We start from the raw sequence: 19,107 nt of genomic DNA, 5'->3' as shown, positions 1-19,107 counted from the left end.
CCTACGAACCCATTTGGATATTGTTGGCGCGGATGATCGGCTCCCATTTGGCGCGTTCCGCCTGCAACATCCGTTGGTACTCGTCCTGTGTGACCGCCATAGGTTCGAGCCCCGCCGAAGTGAGCGCTGTCCGAACCTCGGGGTCCTGCAGGGCCTTGGCAACCTCAGCATGCAGGCGACTCACGACGGCCTTCGGAACACCCTTCGCCACGCAAACGTCATACCAGTAGCTTGCGTCGTACCCCTTCACGCCGCCTTCTGCCAGTGTCGGGATCTCAGGTGCCAGTTCGGAGCGCTTTGCGCTGCCAACGCCCAAAACCTTCAACTGACCGCTTCGGGCGAATTGAATTGCGGTCGACAGACCGACGATCGCAAGCGGTAGATGCCCGCCGATGACGTCTTGAACGGCGGGAGCAGTGCCGCGATAGCCGACATGGGTCAATTGCAGTCCAGCCATTGAAGCGAGCAGCACTCCGGCAAGATGATGCGGAGTCGCGGGACCAGGCGTTCCATAAGTCACACCCGGGTTCTGTTTGACATGGAAGATCAGTTCGGCCATGTTTCGGGCAGGAACCTTGTTGCCCGCGATCAGAACAATCGGCACGCTCGCCAACGGGGCTACCTGCACCAGGTCCGTGGCGGCATCGAATGGCAATTTGTTATTCAGGAGATTCAGTAGCGATGTAATGCCGGAGCCTGTCGTCAACGTGTATCCGTCAGGCTTGCTGCGCAAGAGTTCGGTATAGGCTATTGCGGCCCCGGCTCCAGGCTTGTTCTCTACGACGATCGGCTGGCCCCACTGCTCACCTAGCTTCTTCATCACGATTCGTGCCGCGAGATCGGTACCTCCCCCAGCGGTGTAGGGGACGAGCAATCGGAGCTGCCGAGACGGATACTCCTGCGCAAACGCTGGTGTGGCCGCTGCTGGCCCTAGTGCCGCGAAGAAGTTGATGAATGTCCTGCGTTTCACCACGGCCCTCCCATTGTTGTTCGATCTCAAACGGACGAGCTGCTCAGACTGCGCCCACCGCAGACGTAGAGAAGCTGCCCGGTAACGTAGCTGGAGCTAGGCTCGGCAAAGAATCGAACGGCGCCGGCGATGTCTTCCGGCTGGCCGATCCGCTCCATCGGCACCGTCTTGTGAAGACTTTGCCGGACCTCTTCCGTCAGCGTTTCAAACAGGGGAGTCTCGACGATGCCGGGCGCGATGGCATTCACGGTGATGCCCTTGCGTGCGTACTCCAGCGCCAGCGAGCGGGTCAGGCTGACCACGGCGCCTTTGGAAGCGGAGTACGCAGCCTGGCCGCGATTGCCCAACCAGGCGCGAGAGCCGATGTTGATGATGCGTCCGAACCGGTTCTCCGCCATGTGCGCCAGCACTGCCTTGGAGCAGATGAACTGAGAATGAAGATTGACCTCGATCACCCGGCTCCAGAACGCGAGATCCATCTTGGAGACGAGCCTGTCGCCGCCAATGCCGGCGTTGTTGACCAGGATGTCGATCCGCGCATGGGACGCCAGGAGCTGGGTCACGGTCGCCTCTACCTGCTCCACAGAGCCGACATCGACTTTGAAGGTCTTCACGTCAAACCCGTCAATGGAGAGGGTGCGCTCGGCCTCCTTCAGCGCATCCTCGTCGAGGTCCCAAAGCGCGATGCGGCAGCCAGCCTCCGCGAGCTCACGGGCGATGCCAAAACCAATGCCCTTTGCGCCGCCGGTGACGACGGCGACAAGGCCTCGCAGCGAGGCGGGAGCGGTTCTATTTGTCTGGTTCATACTGGTTGCCATCAGAGCGAAAGAATGCTGATCGAGCAGGCTGCGTGGTCCACACCCCAGATGCCGCCACCGGTCACCTGCGTGAGGCCTATCCGCGCGCCCTGCACTTGCCGCGCTCCGGCACGGCCTTGCAGTTGCTCGCACACCTCAACGATTTGTGCAACACCGGTTGCACCCGGGGGATGCCCCTTGGCGATGAGGCCGCCACTCGGGTTGACGGGCACCCGCCCGCCCAGGGCGGGCGCGCCGCTTTGCAGAAAGCCCGCGGCATCGCCACGGGCACAAAGGCCCAGCGCTTCGTAGTAGAGCAACTCGGAAATGGTGAACGCGTCGTGCACTTCCAGAAGGCTCAGGTCCTGCGGCCCGATGCCGGCCTGCTCGTAAGCCAGTTTGGCGGCGCGGGCCGTGATTTCGGCCTCGGTCATATCGACCGGCGCGGTTTCGAAGAGGCCAGACTGCACCACGGACGCCAGCACCCGCACCGGCTTTGCAACGCCCTTCGGAGGTTGGGTGCTCAGGACGAGAGCCGCCGCCCCGTCCACCACGGCGGGGCAGCACTGCAGCAGCGTGAGCGGATCGGCCACGGGGCGGGAAGCGAGCACTTCCTCGCGCGTGGCCTGTTTCGCAAACTTGGCGATGGGATTCAGAGCCCCATGCTTTCGGTTCTTGACAGATATGTCCGCAAGCGTCTCCAGTTTGAGGCCGTGGTCGTGCATGTAGCGCTTAGCACGCATGGCGTACAGGGCCGGCATGATCATGCCGCGCCGGTTGTTCCAGTCCTTCTGGCTGAGCTGCAACGGCCCGCCTCCGAGGCTGCTCAGATGGTCCATGCCAAACACCACCACGGTGTCGTACTGCCCAACCCTGAGCGCCTGCAAGGCGAGGTTGAGCGCAGTCGCTCCGCTGGAGCAGGCGTTGTCCACGTTGTAGACCGCGCCTCCGTTGACATGCAGTTCACGCAACGCGCGTTGCCCCGGCAACGAGGCGCCGAGTGCGTTGCCGCAGTAGAACGCCTGCACCTCAGAAAGAGACGTGCCCGCATCTGTCAAGGCGTCCAGAATGGCCGACTGGGCCATGGCCTCCTCGGTCAACTCCGGGAAGCGACCGAAATCGGTGATGCCCACGCCAGTGATCAGGGGTTGTTTCATGGCATCACTCCTGGAAGGCGTAGTCGGGCGTGCCGTCAGGCAACGTGAGGGGCACCACACGCAGGCGGCTTCCGATGGCGGGTGGCTGGGTATCAAACAGCAGTCGCCCGAACGCACGCACGCCGGGCTCGAAGTCGACCATGGCCAAACCGTAGGGCGGCTTTTCCTTGCCAGGGTGAACGACGGTGAAGCTGTAGAGCGAGCCGGTCGGCCCGAGCTCGATCTCCCTGATCTCCTGATCGTTGTGAACGAACTCGATCGGTGGGAATTGCGGCGGCTGCCCGGCTACGTGTGCGGCGATCAGCACCATGCCGCCAGCGGTTTCACGGAAGTGAGCTTCCGTTCGCTTGATGATCTTCAAAAGTATCTCCTGTTCGCGCAGCGCTTGCCACGGCGACGGGAAGTATGGGGATCCACGGCCCTGTGGTCATTGGAGTTCTGTTTGGCAAACTTTAGCCACGCTAAAGTATGGAAAGCCTGCAGCCACGCTAAAGCAACGTCAGCAAAACTGAAAGGACGGCGGCCAAGTGGAAGTGCACACTGAAGCGATGAAAGAACAAATTCGCGTGCCGGTCACCATGATGCGCGGTGGCACCAGCAAGGCTGTTTTTCTCGCGCAGCGGGACGTGCCTACCGACCCCCAGGCGCTTCAGCGATTCCTTCTCGCTCTGTTCGGCAGCCCGGATGTTCGCCAGATCGATGGGCTCGGCGGGGCCGACATTCTGACGAGCAAATGCGCCATCATTGGTCCGCCATCACGCCCGGACGCCGACATCGACTACACCTTTGTGCAGATCGGCATCGATCAGCCCACCGTGAGCTTCGAAATAGTTTGCGGCAACATTTCTTCAGCCACTGGGGTCTATGCGCTGGAGGAACAGTTGATTCCGGTGCAAGAGCCTGTCACCACTGTTCGGGTGCACAACACCAACACCGGGAAGATTCTTCGAATGGTGGTGCAATGTGTGGACGGTGAGCCGCGCGTGGAGGGCGACAGCGAAGTGGATGGGGTGCCCGGGACAGGCGCAGAGGTCGCATTGGACTACTCGGGCACCAGCGGAGCCACCACAGGCAAGTTGTTGCCTACCGGGCAGGCACGCAATTGGGTCTACGTATCGAAACTTGGTCGCGAAATTCCCGTCTCGATCGTCGATGTTGGCACGGCGTGTGTGTTTATCCGCGCGGGGGATCTGGGTGTCACTGGCACGGAACTCCCCGGCCAGCTCAATCCCGCAATCTACGAGATGGCTGAGGAAGTGAGGCAATGGGCCGTCAAACGCTGCAATTTGCCATCGTCCGGGAGCCTCACGCCATATCAGATCCTCATTGGCCCACCGCAAGACTATCGAACCATCTCAGGCGATCGAATCGTCGAGGCATCGGAGATCGACTTCGTCGCGCGCATGGTTCTCAACGGCGGGGCGATGCATAAGGCTTTCCCTGGTGGTGGCTCGGTCTGCCTTTCCGTGGCGGCACAGATCGCAGGGACGATTCCGGCAGAAGCGCGAGGAACTCATGCCGGCCCGGCGCGCATCCGCATTGGCCATCCGAGTGGGGTGCTCAGAATCTTTGCGAATGTTGAGCATTCTGTGGACGACGAATGGGCGGTACGCGAGGTCCACTTCACTCGCACTGCTCGACGGCTGTTCGATGGAACCGCTTACGTGCGCCGGGCACTCCTTCAAATGGCCTGATCTCGCTTGCCCGCCGGCTGCCATCTCGATCAAGAGTCGCAAGTGTCTTCACGACATTTCCAAGGATGACTTTTGCTCCACTCGGATTCTGCGAAATTATCAAATAGACCATTTCACCCGTATGAACACTGCGACGAAGGCGTTTCAATGAAGGCTCAGGATCTCTTCTCGTTGCAGGGCCGCACGGCGCTTGTCACCGGTGGCTCGCGCGGAATCGGCCGTATGATCGCCGAAGGTTTTCTGGCCCAGGGTGCGCGCGTTTACATCAGCGCACGCAAAGCTGCGGCCTGCAATCTGGCGGCTGACGAGTTGGCAAAAATGGGGCACTGCGTCTCGCTACCTTTCGACGTGTCCACAGTCACCGGCTGTCAAGCCTTGGCCGCTGCCTATGCCCAGCATGAACCATCATTAGATATTCTGGTCAACAACGCCGGCGCTGCCTGGGGAGAAGACTTTGATGTTTTCCCAGAAAGCGGCTGGGACAAGGTAGTTGATTTGAATCTGAAAACACCTTTCTTCTTGACGAAGGCGCTTTCCGAACCTCTGCGCGCTGCGGCCAAGGCGCACGTGGGGAAAATCATCAACATTGCCTCAACCGACGGAATCGCGCTCAATCCTCAGGAGAACTATTCATACGTCGCCAGTAAGGCGGGCTTGATTCATCTGACACGGCGGATGGCGCTGCGTTTGGCGCAGGACAATATCGCAGTCAGTGCCATTGCGCCCGGTGCGTTTCCATCCGAGATGAACCGCAACGCGCGCGACCACGGGGATGAATTGTCCGAGTACATTCCCGCCAAACGCATCGGTACTGCAGAAGACATAGCAGGTGCAGCTATTTTTTTAGCCTCGCGTGCGGGCGACTACGTGATGGGCTCAACCTTGGTGGTTGATGGCGGCGTGACCCACGCCCGCGCCTATAGGTGATCGCGCCAAAGAGTCGACGCCAACTCGAGCGAGTACCCTGACCCGCGAGCGCTCGTCATGCTCCAGTCCGGAATCGTTCATTGATATAGGTTGCGGGTGGTTTTCCAAAAGCCTTCTTGAACATCGTAATGAAGGCGGACGGCGACTCATAGCCCAGGTCATAGGCGACTTGCTGCACGGTCACTCCACCAGATAACTCTCGAAGCGCCACGATCATATGCAGTTGGCGTCGCCATCGGCCAAAGCTCAAGCCCGTCAGAGATGTGCACAGTCGGTTCAGCGTTCGCTCGCTCATGCCAAGCTCGGATGCCCAATTCTCTTGAGTCCTACGATCAGACGGGTCTAGCATCATGGCGCGCGAGATCTTTCGCAGCCTTGCATCCTCAGGCATTGGCAAGAAGATCTCTTCTGTGGGCATTGCGCAGAGTTGGTCAAGAAGTACGTGTGCCAGTCGATCTGTCGGCCCGCCGACGTCGTAGGAGGTCGGCAGTCCTGCAAGATACTGAATCATCTCGCTCAGCATCGGACTTATGCGCAGGGTGCAGCATTTCGTAGGCAGGGGGGCGGCACCGGGGGCGACGAACAAGTAGAAAATCACCGCGTTCGCCGTACTGTGGTTGCTGTGCGGCGTCCCGCCCGGAATCCACACGCCTGCCTGAGGCGGAACCATCCACAACGCACCGGGCACATCGCAGGAGACAGCTCCGCGTAGCGCTATCACCAGTTGACCAGACTGGTGCTCGTGAATCGGAATCTCGCGCTCACGTGCCGCGACATCGACGCGAAGTGCCATGACTGGCACCGATGGCTCGTAGTCCAGATCTGGCTCGCCGACTTCTACGCTTCGCATAGTTCTAAAGATAGACATTGGTCCCGACACGGCATCTTTCCCAGACTCGTGTCGATGATGCAGTTCGCGTGCGCGATGGGCGCCCGAGCGGGCCGCGTTCCTGCTGGCGATCGGCAGGCATCGCCGCGTCCGCGACGGTGCGCTTGCGTCGCTACCCCCGTGTGAGCGGGAAAGGCTCGCCCCAGATCACAGCTCAAGTTCCGACTGCTTTGAGCAAGGTACGTCGTCGTTGCTCGAGTGCGTCGCTCCTGCGATGACCGAAAAGAGAAATCATTCGTCCAAGTTTGCAATTCTAGTCTGGCGCATCCGTAAGTAGCATTGCTACATGAAAATGATTCGCAATACGAGTGAGGCTGAATCGGCCAAGTCGCTCCTCATCGTTCTCATTGGCATTCTGGTCATTGGCGCGGAGCTTCGGTCGCACAACACCGCCGCAGGAGCCCTCTCGGACTTCATCCGGGAGCGTTCCGGCGCACTGCTGCGCCCAACGATCATTGGGCAGGAACTGACACAGCCGGTTGCCTTCGCTTGTCAATGGCTTCGCGATGTCACCCGAGCCACAGTCCTCCGTTTTTTCACGCGCTTCGTTGTCGTATTGGGCGATGCGAGCATGGTGCCTCAGTCCGACGCCCCATGATCGCGCTGCCTCGCGTTTCCCGACAGGAATTGCTCTTTTCTCTCAAGAGCTTTGTTGCAGCCACGCTTGCGCTGTACCTGGCCAGTCGCTACGGGCTTCCCCGGCCCTTCTGGGCTTTCATGACAGCGTACATCGTGGCCCATCCCCTCGCCGGCAACGTGCGTTCCAAGGCGGTCTACCGCTTTTGGGGCACCTTGCTGGGATGCACAGCCGCCGTGGTGTTTATCCCGTCGCTGTCTGGATCCCCAGAGCTCCTGTCGCTCGCCCTAGCGCTGTGGGTAGGGCTTTGCCTCTACTTTTCGCTCTTGGACCGAAGCGCGCGCTCATACGTCTTCATGCTGGCTGGCTACTCAGCCGCGATGATAGGTTTCCCCCTGGTAGAAGCTCCTGCGGCGATGTTTGACACGGCCGTCGCACGGGTAACTGAGATCGGACTGGGAATCTTGTGTGCTAGCTTAGTCCACAGTATCGCGCTTCCTGCCGGCTTGGCCCCTTCCCTACTCGGCCTGATGGATCAAGCATTGGGCGATGCGCGCCAATGGCTGAGTGACCTGCTGCGCGAGGATCCGAATGAAGCGAAAGATGAGCGCATTGCTGCGGACCGCCAGCGGTTGGCTCTGGACATCACACAACTGCGTATGCTGTCCACGCATGTGCCCTTTGACACCACGAACCTACGCTGGACAGGGGGCGCCATCAACGCCCTGCAAGACCGCATCGCCGCGCTCACCCCAACGCTGTCCGCGGTAGAAGACCGCCTGGAAGCGCTGCGCATCGCCACGGCCGGAATACCGTATGACGTCACCTCGACCTTCGCGCGACATACCAGCTGGCTGGATCCCGGCGCGACAAGCATGGCAGTGGACGAAGCATGCGCCGCCTTTCGCGCCATAGGGGACGGTCCGGCTGCTTCGTCCTGGATCCGCGCACTGCGGATCGACTTGGCAACCCGCTTGGAAGAATTGGTCGCCGATTGGTGCGCATGCACCACGCTACGCAGCGATATCGACGCCGGTCTGGCCGGCAATGCAGTGCCGTTGCGGCGCACCGCGGCCTTGGGTCGCAGGGTGCTGCATCTGGACCGAGGGCTTGCGATGCGCTCGGCGATCACTGCGGTGTTCGCTACCGGCATTTCGTGTGCCCTCTGGATCGCGACAGGCTGGCCCTCGGGATCAGCCATGGCCATGGGCGCTGCAGTCTTTTGCAGCTTCTTCGCCACCATGGACGATCCTGTGCCAGCCATGCACAAGTTCATCACGGCACTGCTGTGGTCGTTGCCAGTGTCCGTCTTTTATGTCTTGGGGGTCATGCCGCTGGCACATGACTTTGGCATCCTTGTGCTGTGCATCGCGCCTCTATTTTTGGTAGTCGGGTGTTACATGGCACGACCGACCAGTTCCTTGGCGGCCCTCGGCATGTTCTTCGGGGTCGCTGGAACGCTCGCCCTGCAAGATACGGCCACCGCCGATTTGGTGAGCTTCATCAGTTCCAACCTGGCTTTGTTTGTGGGTGCGGTGATAGCGGCCCGCCTCACCGCTCTCATGCGCAGCGTGGGGCGTGACTGGACTGCCGAGCGCATACGCCGTGCGACTTGGAGTGATCTTGCCAATCTGGCTGCCCATCCGCAGAACGCGTCTTCCCGCGACGCCTACGCCGGTCGCATGCTGGACAGGATCTCGCTATTGGCGCCGCGCGTAGCACCTGACGGTCCCGAAGAGGTCCAGATTGCCGCACACCGCGCACTACGCGAGTTGCGCGTGGGGACGGACATCATCGCGCTAAGGCTGCATCGTGGGCGCCTTCCGGGAGAACCTGTCAGCCGCCTCTTCAAGGAATTGGCCCTCGTATTCCGCGCCCAGGCAGCAGGAGCGCCACCGCGTCACGAGTCGCTGCTGCCGCAAATCGATCGGCTGTTGCTTGACGCCGTGATCGAAGACACCGAGCGGCCTGCCATCGCGTCACTTGTGGGCCTTCGGCGCAACCTTTTCCCATCGGCTCCCGCCGCACTTCAACCATGATCGAAGTCAATTTTTTTGGCGTCCAACTGCCCTGGCTTTTGCTGCTGGCAGGCGGCGCGCTGGCGTGCTCCTGGGCAATGCGCCGCCTGCTGGCAATCGTTGGTGCTTACCGATGGGTCTGGCACCCCGCTCTCTTTGACCTTGCGCTGTACGTCTTGGTGCTCTACGCCTTGGCTCATCTCACTGGCGCCACCGCCACCTCGTCTTGAAATCCGCACTTCCTGTTCCGCCCATGAAATCTGACGCCCTCTCCTTCCCCATCTGGGCTTCCCGTTTTGCCCGTCCAGTTGTTCGTCTGTTGGTCACCGTGCTGATTGTGGCCGCCGCCGCTTGGGCCGGCTGGCAGTTATGGGACCACTATGAACTCGCCCCATGGACACGCAACGGCCGCGTGCGGGCCAACGTCGTGCAGATCGCGCCGGACGTATCTGGCATGGTCGCAGATGTAGCGGTGCAAGATAACCAGTCCGTTGCCGCTGGCGCATTGCTATTTTCGGTGGACAAGGCCCGTTTCGAGCTGGCTCAAGAGCAGGCCGAGGCCGCTGTCGCGACGCAGAGCATCGCAATCAACAACCAACGCATCACGCTCGCACAGGCGCAGCGCGAGAGCGACCGAAATTCCGGACTGGGCGATTTGATCTCGCAGGAACTTCGGGAGCAGTCACGATTGAAGGTAGACCAAGCGAAAGGCGCACTTCAATCGGCCGAAGCGGCCTTGCGGCAAGCGCAGATCGCCTTGAACACTTCGAGACTGAACCTGCAACGCACAGAAGTGCGCGCCCCCACCGCTGGGCTCGTGACCAACCTCGACCTTCGCCAAGGTGCCTACGCAAGCGCTGGCCACCCTGTGATGGCGTTGGTGGATGCGGGCTCGATCTATGTCGAAGGCTATTTCGAGGAGAACAAGTTGACTCGGATCCATTTGGGCGACCGGGTGCGAGTAACGCCCATGGGAGCTGCGGCGCTCGATGGCACCGTAGAAAGCATCGCCGCCGGCATCGCTGATCGCGACCGCAGCACCAGCGCCAACCTGCTTCCCACCGTCAATCCCACGTTTAACTGGGTGCGGCTCGCGCAGCGCGTGCCGGTGCGCGTGAAGCTTGATCAGGTACCCTCGGACACCCGTTTGATCGCAGGTCAGACGGTCACAGTGGAAATACTCGACGCCGCTAGCACCACGCATGCAATGGCCCGGCAATCCGAAAGCCAAGAATGAGCGCCATGCATCGACTCCTGGGCGTCGCGACGGCAAGCGCACTGCTGGCCGGTTGCGCCCACTCGCCTGTTGGACCGGACTATGTGGCCCCCCCCTCCCTTTCTCCCGCGCAGGCAGCCTCCGCCGGCACATTCCAATCTGTCAGCAGAAATGCGGCGGAAACGGCTCTGCCGCCGCACTGGTGGCGGCTCTACAACGACCGGCAGTTGGACGCGTTAGTGACGCAGGCGTTGGAACACAATACCGATCTGAGGCAGGCCGTTGCCAACTTGGAGCGCGACAAGGCACTGGAGGCCGAGGTGCACGGACATGAGCGGCCGACGGTGGCAGTCAGCGGTGGCCCTGGCTTCGGCAAGGTGTCGGGCTTGAGCCTCTTGCAGAAGGACTACGAACCGCCCAGCAGCGGCACATATAGCGCGGGTGTGTTCGTTTCATATCAACTGGACCTGTTCGGCCAACTGCGCCGCGCCATCGAGGCGGCTGAGGCCGGCAGCGGCGCTGCGCAGGCAGCGGTGGACCTTGTACGTGTGAGTGTGGCCGGTGGTACAGCACACGCCTACGCGACCGCCTGTTCAAGCGGCTATCGCTTGCGCGCCGCTCAAGAGTCGGTCCGTCTGCAAGAAGAATCCGTCCGACTCTCCGAGCGGCTTCAACAAGCAGGCAAGGTTGGGGAAATCGACATTGCACGTGCACAAGTCCAACTGGAACAACTCCGCGCTGCGCTGCCGCCCCTTCAGGCCCAGCGCCAAGGCGCGTTGTACCGATTGGCAACTCTCACGGGCGTCGCGCCTCGCGACTTCCCTGCGACAGTGGCCAGGTGCGAGCAGCCACCGCACTTGGCCGATCTACTGCCGGTGGGAGACGGTACAGCCCTGTTGCGTCGACGGCCCGACGTTCGCCAAGCCGAACGCAACCTGGCCGCTGCTACCGCGCGCATCGGCGTAGCAACTGCCGACCTTTACCCTAAAGTGGTTCTGGGCCTTTCGGCAAACTCGGCAGGCTTCCTCGCAAGATTCGGGAACCGTGAAACGCTCAGCTACAGCTTGGGACCATTGGTCAGTTGGACGCTGCCAAATACTGGGGTCGCCCACGCTCGCATTGCGCAGGCCGAGGCCACAACGCGAGTGGCCGCTGCCCGCTTCGACGGGACCGTGCTGACGGCACTGCGCGAGGTGGAAACCGCTCTCGATGTCTACGCGCGCGAGCTGGAAAGCCATGCGGCGCTCTCGGCCGCGCGCGATCAAAGTGCCACCGTCGCCCGGCAAGCCCGCACGCTCTATGTGAACGGCAAGACCGGACAGCTTGAAGCATTGGATGCAGAGCGCACCCTCGCAGCTAACGAAGCCGCACTGGCAACATCGGCTGCTCAGTTAGCCGAGGATCAAGTTGCCGTCTTCATGGCTCTAGGAGGCGGCTGGGAAACTGACGACATCCTTGCAAAGGCTGCGCGTTGACCAATGCCTGATCACTTCTTGAATCTCAAACATTGGGCAACTAGCATTTTGCCGAGAAGGACTCCTGTACGTATTGGGAAACTTGATGGACGCACTTGACCTTCTTAAGACCTTTTTGGAGGTTGCGAACTTGGGTAGCTTCTCGCGCGCGGCGGGCAAGTTAGGTATTTCGAAGCCCAGCGCAAGCAAGCATGTCGCGAGCCTCGAAGCGCGCTTCAACGTACGGCTGCTGAACCGCTCAACGCGATCGGTGACGCTGACCGATGCTGGACGGCTTCTCCAACAGCGCAGCGCGCCACTGATGGAGATGGTCGAGTTGACGCAGAGCGAATTGCAGGCGCATGGCTCTCAGCCAAGCGGTCGTCTGCGCGTCGCGGGGCTTCACGGGCTCGTGCAAACCGACTTCCCTAGCCTACTGAGCGAATTCCTCACGCTTTATCCGGATGTCCATATTGACCTCCAACTCGGCAATCGCGTGGTCGATCTCGTGGAGGAAGGCGTCGACGTCGCCTTGAGGTTCGGGCGCATCGGCGACGAGAACCTGATCGTGCGTCGCCTTCAACGCGTGGAACTCACCCTCTGTGCCACGCCCAGTTATTGGGCCAAGCGCGGCATGCCTAAAACACCTGACGACATGCGACGGCACGATGTGCTCACCTACTCGCTATGCCCCGGCTCGCCGCACCTTCCATTCGAAGTCGACGGCGAGCCGTACAACCTCCCGATTTACGGACGCATGGATGCAAACGACTCGAGCGCCCTCATCGCCGCTGCGCTCGCCGGCATCGGCGCGGTGTGTGTGCCGGCATTGCTGGCACAACCATACACAGAGCGCGGCAGTCTTGTCCCAGTGCTCAAGGAATTCATGCCGCGCGACATCTGGCTCTACGCGGCGTACTCGCAGCGCCGGCACAACAGTGCAGCGCTGCGCGCACTGCTGGAGTTGCTGGAGGTTCGCATGCGCGACGGAGCACACGGCGCTCCGGCCTAGGGACAAACGTGTATCCCTTACGCGCCTAAAGCGATCGCTCCTCCAGCGCGACGGTATGAAGCTCGAACAGATACTTGTCGAAGTCATAGAAACGCGGCGAGTGCCCTTCGCCATGGATGTGAGGCCGGGGCTCCTTCGGGTCCACGCCAATTGAATGGAGACGGGCTTCGAACGCCGGCAGAGCGCCGTCGTCGACCTTGAAAGCGAGGTGGCGTGGGTGCGTTGCGCAGGTGGTTGGCTTCCATCGCAGCCAGCCAGGTACCCCCGAGCAGGAAGCACTTCTCGCGGGAGGGCGAGTAGTTCGCTGCTGTCGTCCTTGGCCTCGAGCAAGCGCTGCTGCTCGGCGAAGTCGTCGGTCGATTTCGGCGACGCCGCCTTGCGATCGTCGCGGCGGACGCATCAGGTTGCCGGCACGCCTCCAGAACTTCGGCCTTGAACTGCGCGCTGTGCCTGCGACGGGTGGCCCGCTTAACCACACCATTTGTCGTGTCCGCATCATTCATCGCGGACACAATGCCTGCCGTCTCTCAGCGGATCAAGATGACATCACCGCGCGCTTACGCATCAATTCCAATGATCGTTCGCAGTCCGGAAATCGTCAGCTGGTCTTGGGAGCCCAGATGCGCCTGCGCCATGATCCCGAAACGTACCGACGGAGGCGCGATATGACTGGCGAAGCGCTATCACACGGCCTTGCGCCGAAGTCCTTGAACCGTCTTTTCCGCTTCACCGCGTTCGATCGAAAGATACAAGGAGGTCGTGCCGATCGAGGCATGTCCCAGGTTGTTTTGAACCACCTTGATCGGTACTGGCGTGCGCCCCTCCCTGCCCTGCAGCGCATGCGACCCGTGCGAATGTCGCAGCCAATGCGTGCTGGCCCTTTTCAGATGTTGCGCCTCGACTCCGTCCAGGCGAGTCGCTGCGAATGCCAGGAAGGCCTTGATCGCCTGATAGAGCCCCGAAGCGGACCAAGGTTCGGGACGGTTGAGCTCGGCGTCGAACCGCGCCATGACATGAATGCCTCTGTTGCTCATGGCACCAACCTGCCGCTCGAGGCCATGACGCTCCAGTTCATCTCCGAGCTCGGCGACCAACTCGGCGGGCACCCGCACCTGGCGAATTCGCCCGGCCCTGCCGGTCACCTGGAGCAGCCACTCTTCGGTCGCTAATCCTTCGGTGGATTTGTCTTCCACTCTTCTCAGGTCTTCGCATTTGACGGTGGTGATCTCGGTCAGGCGCAGTCCGGTCGCATAGAGCCAGCGCATGCCTCGGCGCAAACGCCTCTTGGGTTCCGTGTCGATGTAGGCTTGCAGCAAGGCATCGAGATGCTCCCACTGCGAGAAGCTCAAGGTGCGGCTCGAACCCAAAGGCAGCTGTGCGTTCGACGGCAGCACCACTTCCGAAAAGGGGTTGAGCGTCAGATAGCGTTGGTCCACGAGGAAGGCGAACAGACTCCTCAATATGATCAGGGACTGGCGCAGCGCCACCGGCGTCAGCGGCCCCTCGAGCGGCCGCCACATCGGCGACCAGCGTTGATGGTGTCGTGGGCCGCACCAGGCTGGCGACGGGGCCGCGAGGAAGCTGCGATAGTCCGCCGCATCTGCGGCCGACAGCGACGACAGCGCCTTCTTCCGCTCCAGGATCGACCACAGCAGCAAGCGCTCGGCCTCCTTGCGGTAGGACCGCTGCGTCGACGTGAGTTCGACCGCGGCATCGTCCCGCCGCTTCGAGGCGAGCCACGCGGCGATTGCCGCATGGTCGTTCGCGGCCCTCAGGAGGCATTGCTCTTGTGGCGCGCGGTGCCGCCCTGCCCTGCCATCCAACTCGGCGGGCACCACGAACTTCTCGTACGGCCGGATCGCCGTCGCCGCCGACACGACGGCAGCCAGCGTGGTCGGCGTCAGCTGTGCCCTTGGCTGCGCGACATGCCGTCCGACACGCAGTCCGAGCACCGCTTCGTTGGCCTGAAGCCAGTCCAGGATGCGCGCCGCCTTGAGTTCACCGACCCCCGGCACTTGCGCCCACCAACGCGCACCAATGCCGTTGATGCGTTCGACCAGTTCAACAAGCGTGGGCAGCCCGGCCCGCTCGAGCCGCGCCGCCAGCGCCGGATTGAGCCATGCCGCCACGCTGTCCGTCGGCCGGGGATCCTGCGCCACCAAGTCCTGCAACCAGCGCAGCGCCTCCAGTTGGCGCTCGATGACGCGGCCACGCCGCGAGGGTTGCCCCGACCCGCCTCCCTGCCCTCCCCGGCCGGATGGGTAGGCCTCCTCATAGGCCTCGACCTGTTCGGCCTCGGAGAAGTCCTCCATCCCCTGCGCGGCCGCGAACTCCTCGAGGCTCGGCAATGCCGGGGCCTCAGCGAACCGCTCGGGGTCCAGCAGGATCAACCGCGCTGTGCCCGGCCTGCACTCGCGTCGCGCCGCCGCAGCGAACTCATCCCGGATCCAAGCGATCGTCCGGCGCACCTTGCGTAGATCGGTGTGCTCCCCTTCGAGGCGCAAATAGCGATCCCAACTGGCGCGCTCATCGAGGCCCTGGGCCAACGCGCGCATGAACGCGAAATGCCCACCGTGGAGCTTTCGCGGGATCGGCGTCCTCATGGGTTGGAGGCCCGGTCGTCAGGCCGGACGGCGCCCCGGAACTTCCACCAACGCCAAGGCGGCTCTTGCAAAGAAGGCAGGGCCGGCGGTTGGCTGGCACGCAACCGCCGGCGGCCCTCGACTTCCAGCGCATGCGCAATGCCGAACGCCTGTCGTTCTCCACGTCCGGCACGCGCGCGCCACGTCACGGCCAAACGCTCGAGTTCTTCATCGCCGAGAAGGGCAAGTCGGGAAGGTGTGGGAACCGCATTCATGGCGTCAAGATCAAGCCGATTAAAAACTGGACAGTTTGTGCGGGCGCAGGGTGCAACTGGTGGGGGCCTCTCCTTCTGAATTCCGACTGGCCGCACCCCTTCACATAATCATCAATATCATTTTTGCACACCTGTAGCGCGTGTTTTCGAGAAGGTCTTTTCAAGTCGTTGAATTCATTGGTGTTTTTTCGGCTTCTGGATGTTGGTGGTACTGCGTGGCTGCACGCGAATCGTCCGCCATTTAGGCGATTCGCTGGAGTTCCGCCGCCGGTTGCGATCCCAACGGTTCTCACAGTTGTGCAGAAACACGGATTCAAGCGYCAAGTCGCCGCATGCGCTCCAGCGCCTCTCCGATCGCCGCACCCAGTGCACCCGTGGCGGCGGTCGCGGCAAGTCCGGCGATCAAGGTGATGGTCACGTCGCCCGCTGCCGACCTGCTCAGGACCCCTGCCTTTGCCCCCTCCACACTAATCTCGATTTTTCTGGGTTTGTGTGAGTTAGCATTCACATCAATAAGACGAGAAAGCACTGTTGCCGCCGGCAAGTTCTGGCCGCGCAGCTTTTCCACCCTCTTGAGCACACCCTTTCGATCCTTGTCCATGGCGGCATTGATCTGCTCCGCGTGGCGGAAGCTGATCTCCAGCGGGCTTCTGAACACTTCGACCACGGCCGGCGGGAGCTGGGCCACGATCAAGGCCTTGCGCACCCAGGTGTGGCTCACGCCGAGGCTTTCCGCGAGCTGGCGCTGCGTCGGAAAGAGCTGGGCCTCGAGGGCCCGCTGATACATGACGCCCTGCTCGTATGACGACAGGTCGGCCCGCTCACGGTTTTCCCGGTCCATGGCCGCGAACAGGTCGCGATCACTCAGTTCCTCTGTCCAGATCGACGCCAGTACTGGGATGCCGAGCTCCAAGGTTGCCTGGTGGCGACGATGGCCAAAGACCAGTTCATACTGCCCCGCCTCGTCTTTGAGGGGACGCACCAGGATCGGCTGCACATTCCCTCCGGCGTGTTCGATATCGGCCTTGAGACCCGCGAACTCGCTCGTGTTGAACGAGGAAGCATGGCGGTTGGCCCAACTGCTTGGACGGATCGTTGCCGGGTCGAGCTTGCGGGTCGGCAGCGCACCTTCATACTGGCGAAGCTTGTCGCGCAATGCCGCCATCTCCCCTTCCACGTGCTGGATCTGTCCACGGAAGGCCATCATCTGCCCAGGGCCGGTTCGGGGCGCCAACGGGCCCGTGACAGCCGGTGGAAACCTGGTTTCCACGGCTGCGGCAGCGAGCGGCTGCGGCGTCGTCGAGGCGGCTGACGGCGCCGGAGCGGCAGGATCTGATGCGGCTGGGGGAAGCGACAAACCTGCGGTCAGTGCCTCGAGTCGCTTTCGGGTGCTAGCCATTGTGGGTACCTCGTTGAACGACGGCGCGCGACCGGGACTTCGCCTCGGCAAGCGCGCAATGCGACTGAAACCATGCCTCGCCCTTCACGGCCGAGGAGTGCCGGTTGCGGACTTCCTGTTCGTGTGGAAACCAGGTTTCCACACGCCACGTGCCCGCCGACTCCAAAGGTCGATTCGTCGTGGAAACCAGGTTTCCACGACTGCCTGTTTGCTCGGTGCGCACGACGCGCCCAAGTGCGCTCGCCCCGCCGGGCCGCTCCGCGATGCGACGATCCGAAAGCACGCGGCGCGACCGAATCAACTCGCCCTTCACGGTCTGAGATTGCCGGAGGTGGACTTCCTGTCCGTGTGGAAACCAGGTTTCCACGCGCCACGTGCCCKACGACTCCAAGCGTCGATCCGTCGTGGAAACCTGGTTTCCACGACGGCCTGTTTGTCCGGTGCACACGACGCCCCCAGGCGCGCTCGCCCCGCGGCGCTGCTCCTCGAAGCGACGATCATTGCGCGAAGCAGTCCGCACCAGGGCCCTACCCCCCTTCGCCCAAGCGCGATTGCAGCTCGCCCTGGAAACCAGGTTTCCACTGTCGTAGACGAACCTCATTTCTGCGCCCTCCCCTGGGCCGCCCAGGCGCCCACCACTGACTGTTCGACCAGTTCGACGAACGAGTCATAGGCATCGACGGCGCGCTTGTATGTCTTGGCCGCACCCTCGTACTTCTGTACGTCGTACACGGTCGCGAATTCGGCCGCCTTGTTGCTAGTGACGCTGGTCTTCGGAATCTCGACCGGCAGGGTGTATTCCCCATAGGTCGCCTGGATCCACTGCCGCACCGCCGGCATGGCGGGATCGGCTGCGTCAACCCGACTCAAAAGGACGTGAAGGAAGTCGAAGGCCTTCCCCTCGCGCTCCTGGCTCTGGCCGTCCAGGTTGCCTCCGAGGTCGGCCAACAGCGACCAGAACTGCGCCGACGAAGCGAAGTCCAGGCCGGACGGGGGCACCGGCACGACGATGCCGTTGGCAGCCCACAGCGCATTGATCGTCACGTACGACAGAGAAGGGGGCGTGTCGATCACGATCACGTCATAGAGGTCCCGCACACTCTCCAGGCCTTCGTTGAGCACGTCCCAGAACTTGGCGCCGGGTTGCTGCATCTGACGCGCGGGGAGGGCGAACTCGGCCGAGAACAGAAAGGGGGCCGCAGCGACGAGGTCGATGCCATCCCAATAGGTCGAGCGGATCGCATACCGGATGTCGTTCTCAGTCCCGTCACACAACGGTCCGATCGTCATGTCCTCGGTCACCTCGGCCTCGGGCAGGAGTCCGTGCAGGGTGGTGAGCGACCCTTGTGGGTCGGTGTCGATGGCCAGCACCCGGTGGCCCCGAAGACTCAGCCCCTGCGCCAGGATCATCGCAGTCGTGGTCTTTGCAACCCCGCCCTTGAAATTGCCAACGGCAATGGTCACCGCCTTGCGCCCGGCAGGCCGCATCTTCTCGCCGCGGTAGGTACGGGTCCAGCGCCGCAACTCGTCCAGGCTGAAGGTGCGCTTGCCGCCCGATGGCGTGAGGCGCCCCGACGGAAGATCCTCCTTGGTGATTCGGTAGGCTACATGCGCCTTGTCGACCCCGCATAGGGCCGCCAGTTGCGCAGTAGAGTAGGTCGGGGGGATCTTCCTCGCCTCAGGCGCTAGGAGCAGGCCGCGGATCTGCTCGACCATAGATCCGGCCCGAGTTGCCAGGGCGGCGATCTTCGCCATGTTGATGACCTGGCGCGGCGGTGCCTGAATGTCGGTGGAAACCTGGTTTCCACCGACTGGCGGGACGGTAACTGACATATGGAAGGGCCTCATTCAACGGAATTTGGCCATTCTATGAGAATCCGTCGAATGAACAATATCCAGCGATTGCAGCGCAAAAGGCGATGCTTCTATTGTGAGGATGGTTGGGCAACTACCGCCGTACACGGAGCGTGGAGGGCGGCGCGCGCCCTCCACAGAGCGAATCATCACCTCTATTTCCGGGCTTGAGGCCCGATTCCGCGTTCAAATCGACCGCAGAGCGAGCAGGGCAGGGCAGTTCCCCATATCCACTCACATCAAACACCATTGAGACTCACAGAACACGCACCCTGACCCCAGTCGC

17 protein-coding genes and 1 pseudogene are annotated in these 19,107 nt (G+C 62.1%); 10 read left to right on the top strand and 8 right to left on the bottom strand.

Going from position 1 to position 19,107, the window contains the following annotated elements; all coding sequences use genetic code 11:
- Position 1: 1 nt before the first annotated feature.
- The 4 genes from AB4Z46_RS15575 to AB4Z46_RS15560 form a co-directional block, all read right to left on the bottom strand.
- Entirely contained in the window at positions 2-820 is an 819-nt protein-coding gene (locus AB4Z46_RS15575; RefSeq protein ID WP_442284412.1) for a Bug family tripartite tricarboxylate transporter substrate binding protein, read from the bottom strand.
- A gap of 176 nt (positions 821-996) precedes the next feature.
- Complete coding sequence (locus tag AB4Z46_RS15570) at positions 997-1,776, bottom strand: SDR family NAD(P)-dependent oxidoreductase (RefSeq protein ID WP_442284522.1); 780 nt, start codon at positions 1,774-1,776, stop codon at positions 997-999.
- An 11-nt stretch (positions 1,777-1,787) separates the two neighbouring features.
- Positions 1,788-2,924: a thiolase family protein gene (locus tag AB4Z46_RS15565; protein WP_442284411.1), complete on the bottom strand. Its 1,137-nt coding sequence runs from the start codon at positions 2,922-2,924 to the stop codon at positions 1,788-1,790.
- 4 nt (positions 2,925-2,928) lie between these two features.
- Positions 2,929-3,285 carry a Zn-ribbon domain-containing OB-fold protein gene (locus AB4Z46_RS15560; RefSeq protein ID WP_442284410.1) on the bottom strand — a complete coding sequence of 119 codons (357 nt, stop codon included), beginning with the start codon at positions 3,283-3,285 and terminating at the stop codon, positions 2,929-2,931.
- Between the two features lie 187 nt (positions 3,286-3,472).
- Here AB4Z46_RS15560 and AB4Z46_RS15555 point away from each other — a divergent pair, with 187 nt between their 5' ends.
- Positions 3,473-4,618 carry a 2-methylaconitate cis-trans isomerase PrpF family protein gene (locus AB4Z46_RS15555; RefSeq protein ID WP_442284409.1) on the top strand — a complete coding sequence of 382 codons (1,146 nt, stop codon included), beginning with the start codon at positions 3,473-3,475 and terminating at the stop codon, positions 4,616-4,618.
- Positions 4,619-4,765: 147 nt separating this feature from the next.
- Complete coding sequence (locus tag AB4Z46_RS15550) at positions 4,766-5,545, top strand: SDR family oxidoreductase (protein WP_442284408.1); 780 nt, start codon at positions 4,766-4,768, stop codon at positions 5,543-5,545.
- 55 nt (positions 5,546-5,600) lie between these two features.
- Here AB4Z46_RS15550 and AB4Z46_RS15545 read toward each other — a convergent pair whose 3' ends face one another.
- The gene (locus tag AB4Z46_RS15545) at positions 5,601-6,338 is read right to left on the bottom strand and encodes an AraC family transcriptional regulator (protein ID WP_442284407.1); all 738 of its coding nucleotides are present in this window, start codon (positions 6,336-6,338) and stop codon (positions 5,601-5,603) included.
- A 382-nt stretch (positions 6,339-6,720) separates the two neighbouring features.
- Here AB4Z46_RS15545 and AB4Z46_RS15540 point away from each other — a divergent pair, with 382 nt between their 5' ends.
- From AB4Z46_RS15540 to AB4Z46_RS15510, 7 genes and pseudogenes are all read left to right on the top strand, one after another.
- On the top strand, positions 6,721-7,032 hold the full coding sequence (locus tag AB4Z46_RS15540; protein ID WP_442284406.1) for a hypothetical protein: 312 nt from the start codon (positions 6,721-6,723) through the stop codon (positions 7,030-7,032).
- Positions 7,029-9,050 carry an FUSC family protein gene (locus AB4Z46_RS15535; protein WP_442284405.1) on the top strand — a complete coding sequence of 674 codons (2,022 nt, stop codon included), beginning with the start codon at positions 7,029-7,031 and terminating at the stop codon, positions 9,048-9,050. The genes AB4Z46_RS15540 and AB4Z46_RS15535 overlap by 4 nt, the downstream gene beginning before the upstream one ends.
- Positions 9,047-9,259 (top strand): DUF1656 domain-containing protein, encoded by a 213-nt coding sequence (locus tag AB4Z46_RS15530; protein ID WP_442284404.1) that lies wholly within the window; start codon positions 9,047-9,049, stop codon positions 9,257-9,259. The genes AB4Z46_RS15535 and AB4Z46_RS15530 overlap by 4 nt, the downstream gene beginning before the upstream one ends.
- A 23-nt stretch (positions 9,260-9,282) precedes the next feature.
- Positions 9,283-10,266, top strand: a complete 984-nt coding sequence (locus AB4Z46_RS15525) for an efflux RND transporter periplasmic adaptor subunit (protein ID WP_442284403.1) — start codon at positions 9,283-9,285, stop codon at positions 10,264-10,266.
- On the top strand, positions 10,263-11,720 hold the full coding sequence (locus AB4Z46_RS15520; protein WP_442284402.1) for an efflux transporter outer membrane subunit: 1,458 nt from the start codon (positions 10,263-10,265) through the stop codon (positions 11,718-11,720). The genes AB4Z46_RS15525 and AB4Z46_RS15520 overlap by 4 nt, the downstream gene beginning before the upstream one ends.
- Positions 11,721-11,805: 85 nt before the next feature.
- Positions 11,806-11,982 (top strand): annotated as a pseudogene (locus AB4Z46_RS15515) (helix-turn-helix domain-containing protein); the annotation flags it as partial.
- A 39-nt stretch (positions 11,983-12,021) separates the two neighbouring features.
- Complete coding sequence (locus tag AB4Z46_RS15510; RefSeq protein WP_442284521.1) at positions 12,022-12,711, top strand: substrate binding domain-containing protein; 690 nt, start codon at positions 12,022-12,024, stop codon at positions 12,709-12,711.
- Positions 12,712-13,394: 683 nt separating this feature from the next.
- Here AB4Z46_RS15510 and AB4Z46_RS15505 read toward each other — a convergent pair.
- On the bottom strand, positions 13,395-15,314 hold the full coding sequence (locus AB4Z46_RS15505; protein ID WP_442284401.1) for a phage integrase family protein: 1,920 nt from the start codon (positions 15,312-15,314) through the stop codon (positions 13,395-13,397).
- A gap of 65 nt (positions 15,315-15,379) precedes the next feature.
- On the opposite strand from AB4Z46_RS15505, the gene AB4Z46_RS15500 reads away from it, so the two are divergent.
- Positions 15,380-15,676 carry a hypothetical protein gene (locus tag AB4Z46_RS15500; RefSeq protein WP_442284400.1) on the top strand — a complete coding sequence of 99 codons (297 nt, stop codon included), beginning with the start codon at positions 15,380-15,382 and terminating at the stop codon, positions 15,674-15,676.
- Positions 15,677-15,881: 205 nt separating this feature from the next.
- On the opposite strand, the gene AB4Z46_RS15495 is transcribed toward AB4Z46_RS15500, so the two are convergent.
- Positions 15,882-16,775: a ParB/RepB/Spo0J family partition protein gene (locus tag AB4Z46_RS15495; protein WP_442284399.1), complete on the bottom strand. Its 894-nt coding sequence runs from the start codon at positions 16,773-16,775 to the stop codon at positions 15,882-15,884.
- Between the two features lie 789 nt (positions 16,776-17,564).
- Complete coding sequence (locus AB4Z46_RS15490; protein WP_442284398.1) at positions 17,565-18,800, bottom strand: AAA family ATPase; 1,236 nt, start codon at positions 18,798-18,800, stop codon at positions 17,565-17,567.
- Positions 18,801-19,107: the final 307 nt, after the last annotated feature.

The sequence above is a fragment of the Variovorax sp. M-6 genome (assembly GCF_052114385.1).
Classification (GTDB): Bacteria; Pseudomonadota; Gammaproteobacteria; order Burkholderiales; family Burkholderiaceae_C; genus Variovorax.
Note: the sequence above shows the minus strand (reverse complement) of the source record. Positions and strands in the feature narration are given on the sequence as shown.